The sequence below is a fragment of the uncultured Microbacterium sp. genome, from assembly GCF_963521695.1.
Lineage (GTDB): Bacteria > Actinomycetota > Actinomycetes > Actinomycetales > Microbacteriaceae > Microbacterium.
The window spans coordinates 1-3,613 of record NZ_CAUQWC010000286.1 but is presented as its reverse complement, the minus strand read 5'-3'; the positions used below and the strand labels follow the sequence as shown (position 1 = coordinate 3,613).

The window sequence follows — 3,613 nt, the reverse complement described above, 5'->3', positions numbered from 1 at the left end:
GTCGCGAGCCCCGGCCCGGTAGCGAGCCCCGGCCCGGTCGCACCCGCAGGCCCCACCCCCGCCGACCCGCGCAGCGGCGACGCTCCCTCCGCCTCGATCGCTCCGGCCTCCACCGCCGGCGACTCACGTCCGACAGGCTCGCTCACCGCCCCCGCGGCATCCACTCCCCACGACCCGGCCCACGCCACCGCCCCCGTCGCCGACCACGCGGTGCCGGGGGATGAACCCCTGCTTGCCGACGGCACCGAGCCCCACTTCGGCTCCTTCGCCGCCGAACACCTCTCGCCGTCGTTCCCGCAGCGTGCCCCGTGGGGAACCGCTCAGCGCCTCCGCGCGTGGCAGGCCGAGGCGCTCGATCTGTACTTCGGCCTCGACGGACCCGACGGTGAGGGCAAAGGCCCCCGCGACTTCCTCGCCGCGGCCACCCCCGGCGCCGGCAAGACGACGTTCGCCCTGCGCCTCGCCTCCGAGCTCATGCGGCGCCGAGTCATCGACCGCATCGTCGTCGTGGCCCCCACCGAGCACCTCAAGACCCAGTGGGCCGAGGCGGCCGCGCGGGTCGGCATCCGACTCGATCCGTTCTTCTCCAATCGCCACGCGACGCCGTCCCGGCAGTACCACGGGGTCGCGGTCACCTACGCGCAGGTGGCGGTCAAAGCCGAGGTGCACCAGCGGCTGACGATGGATGCCAGAACCCTTGTCGTCCTCGACGAGGTGCACCACGGCGGCGACGCGCTCAGCTGGGGCGACGCCCTGCGCGAGGCCTACAACCGCGCCACGCGGCGCCTGCTGCTGTCGGGGACGCCGTTCCGCAGCGACACCGCCCCCATCCCGTTCGTGGAGTATCACCCCAACGCCAAGGGCATCCGCCTCTCGAGAACCGACTACGCGTACGGCTACCGGCGCGCCCTCGACGACGGCGTCGTGCGCCCGGTCTTCTTCCTCGTCTACGCAGGTCAGATGCGCTGGCGCACCAAGGCCGGCGAAGAGATGGAAGCCCAGCTCGGCCAGGACAACACCAAGGACATCACCTCTCAGGCCTGGCGCACCGCGCTCGACCCGAACGGCGACTGGATCCCCGCCGTCCTCCGCTCCGCCGACCGACGCCTGACCGAGGTGCGCGAGACGGTCCCGGATGCCGGGGGACTCGTCATCGCGACCGACCAGACCGCCGCACGCGCCTACGCCGCCATCCTCGAGGACATCAGCGGCGAGAAGGTCACCGTCGTCCTCTCCGACGAAGCCGAGGCCTCGGGCCGTATCGAGACGTTCTCGAAGGGCACGACCCGGTGGATGGTCGCCGTCCGCATGGTGTCGGAGGGCGTCGACGTGCCGCGCCTCGCGGTCGGCGTATACGCCACGAGCGCCTCGACGCCGCTGTTCTTCGCGCAGGCCATCGGACGTTTCGTGCGCGCCCGCCGTCGAGGAGAGACCGCGAGCGTCTTCCTGCCCAACGTGCCCCAGCTGCTCGCCCTCGCCGGCGAGATGGAGGCGCAGCGCGACCACGCCCTCGACCGCGACAGCGACGCGGAAGACCAGTGGAACGCCGAAGAAGACATGATGGATGCCGCCGAGCGCGAAGACAAGGCATCCGATGCGCTTGAGCAGGAGTTCGAGTACCAGGCGCTCGGCTCGCTCGCCCATTTCGACCGGGTGCTCTTCGACGGGCAGGAGTTCGGACAGCTCGCGGTACCGGGGACCATCGAGGAGGAGGAGTTCCTCGGCATCCCGGGCCTGCTCGAGCCCGATCAGGTGCACGAGGTGCTCATGTCTCGGGCGACTCGGCAATCGCGCCACCGCTCCACCCGCGAGGCGACCGAGAAAGAGAACGGGGTCGAGCCGCCCCCGGTCGACGAGGGCGGGCTGCCCGCGCCACTGCACCGCACCCTGAAGGAGCAGCGGCAGCTGCTCAACACGATGGTCGGCCTCTATGCCCGGCAGAGCGGCGAGCCGCACGGTCTCGTGCACGCCGAGCTCCGGCGCATCTGCGGCGGTCCCGCCGTTTCGCACGCCACCGTCGCGCAACTGCAGGCGCGCATCGACGTGCTGCGGCGGCGCGTGCACTCCTGAGGCGCGGCGCCGTACCGGAGGAGCCACGTGACTCGGGACGCGTCGCGTGGCTCGTGAGGTACCCGCGTCGCCGGAGCCGACGCCCCGCGTGATTTCGCGGCCCCGAAATGCTGGCATCCACCCGTCGTCCTCCGCGTCTTTCCGGGCTTCGGAGGCCCGAAATGCTGTCAGTGTCGGCCGACGCGCCCGGGGGAGCGGAACCGCCTCATTACGGTGGGGGACGACCCGAAGGAGCCCCGTGACGACCGTCGCCACACCCACCGACCGTGACCGCCGCCGCTGGGCGCGCTATCTCGTCGACGAGCGCGCCGAGGCACGCGTCTACCGCGAGCTCGCATCCCGGCGCAGCGGCGAGGAGCGAGAGATCCTGCTCGCCCTCGCCGAGGCCGAGGGTCGCCACGAGCAGCACTGGATCGACCTGCTCGGAGAGCAGCCGCACCGGCTGCCGTCCGCGGGCCTCAGCACCCGCATGCTCGCCTGGATGGCCCGCCGCTTCGGCTCCATCTTCGTGCTGGCCCTCGCGCAGAACGCCGAGGCGCGCTCGCCGTACGCCGACGAGCCGTACGCGACCCCGGCGATGGCCGCCGACGAACGGGTGCACCATGAGGTGGTCCGCGGACTCGCGGCTCGCGGACGCCGCCGCCTCTCGGGAACCTTCCGCGCCGCCGTCTTCGGCGCCAACGACGGTCTCGTCTCCAACCTCGCCCTCGTCATGGGCGTGGGCGCCACCGGCGTCGCCCCGAGCTTCGTGCTCTTCAGCGGCATCGCGGGCCTGCTCGCGGGAGCCCTGTCGATGGGCGCGGGGGAATTCGTGTCGGTCCGCTCCCAGCGCGAGCTCCTCGAGGCCACCGAAGAGAGCGACTTCGCCGACTCGGCTCTTCCCCACCTCGATCTGGATGCCAACGAGCTCGCCCTCGTCTACCGCACGCGTGGGATGGATCCGGATGCCGCCCTCGCGAAGGCCCGCGAGACCGTCACCGCCGCGCAGGCGGGAACCGCTCCGGTCGCGGCGGCTCCGGGGGAGTCCTCGCACGACGTCGTCGGCAGCGCATGGGGGGCGTCGATCTCGAGCTTCCTGTTCTTCGCCTCCGGGGCCATCATCCCGGTGCTGCCGTGGATCTTCGGCATGACCGGCTTTGCCGCGGTCGTGCTCGCGCTGGTGCTCGTGGGTATCGCCCTCATGGCCACCGGCGCGATGGTGGGTCTGCTCTCGGGCGCGTCTCCGCTCAAGCGGGGCCTGCGTCAACTCGCGATCGGCTTCGGCGCCGCCGCGGTGACCTACGTGCTCGGTCTGCTGTTCGGCGTGTCAGCCGCCTGACGTGCCAGCGAGACCTTACGGTCGCGCACCCGCGGCGAGGGCTCGGCCGGGAAGCTCCACGCATAAACGCGATTCGCGCGCGTAAACGCGAGCACAGCGTGTTTCTGCGCACGGGAAGCGTTTATGTGTGTTCTCTCTCCCCCCAGCGCCACTTCGCGGGACGCGATCCCCGGCGAGGGCTCGGCCGGGAAGCTCCACGCATAAACGCGATTCGCGCGCGTAAAC

At 71.6% G+C, this 3,613-nt stretch carries 2 protein-coding genes; both read left to right on the top strand.

Annotated elements, in window-relative coordinates; translation table 11 throughout:
• The first annotated feature begins 228 nt into the window (after positions 1-228).
• Positions 229-2,070, top strand: coding sequence for a DEAD/DEAH box helicase (locus RWP81_RS15290; protein WP_314457532.1), 1,842 nt, complete (start codon positions 229-231; stop codon positions 2,068-2,070).
• 238 nt (positions 2,071-2,308) lie between these two features.
• The gene (locus RWP81_RS15285; RefSeq protein ID WP_314457530.1) at positions 2,309-3,388 is read left to right on the top strand and encodes a VIT1/CCC1 family protein; all 1,080 of its coding nucleotides are present in this window, start codon (positions 2,309-2,311) and stop codon (positions 3,386-3,388) included.
• The last annotated feature ends 225 nt before the right edge of the window (positions 3,389-3,613 follow it).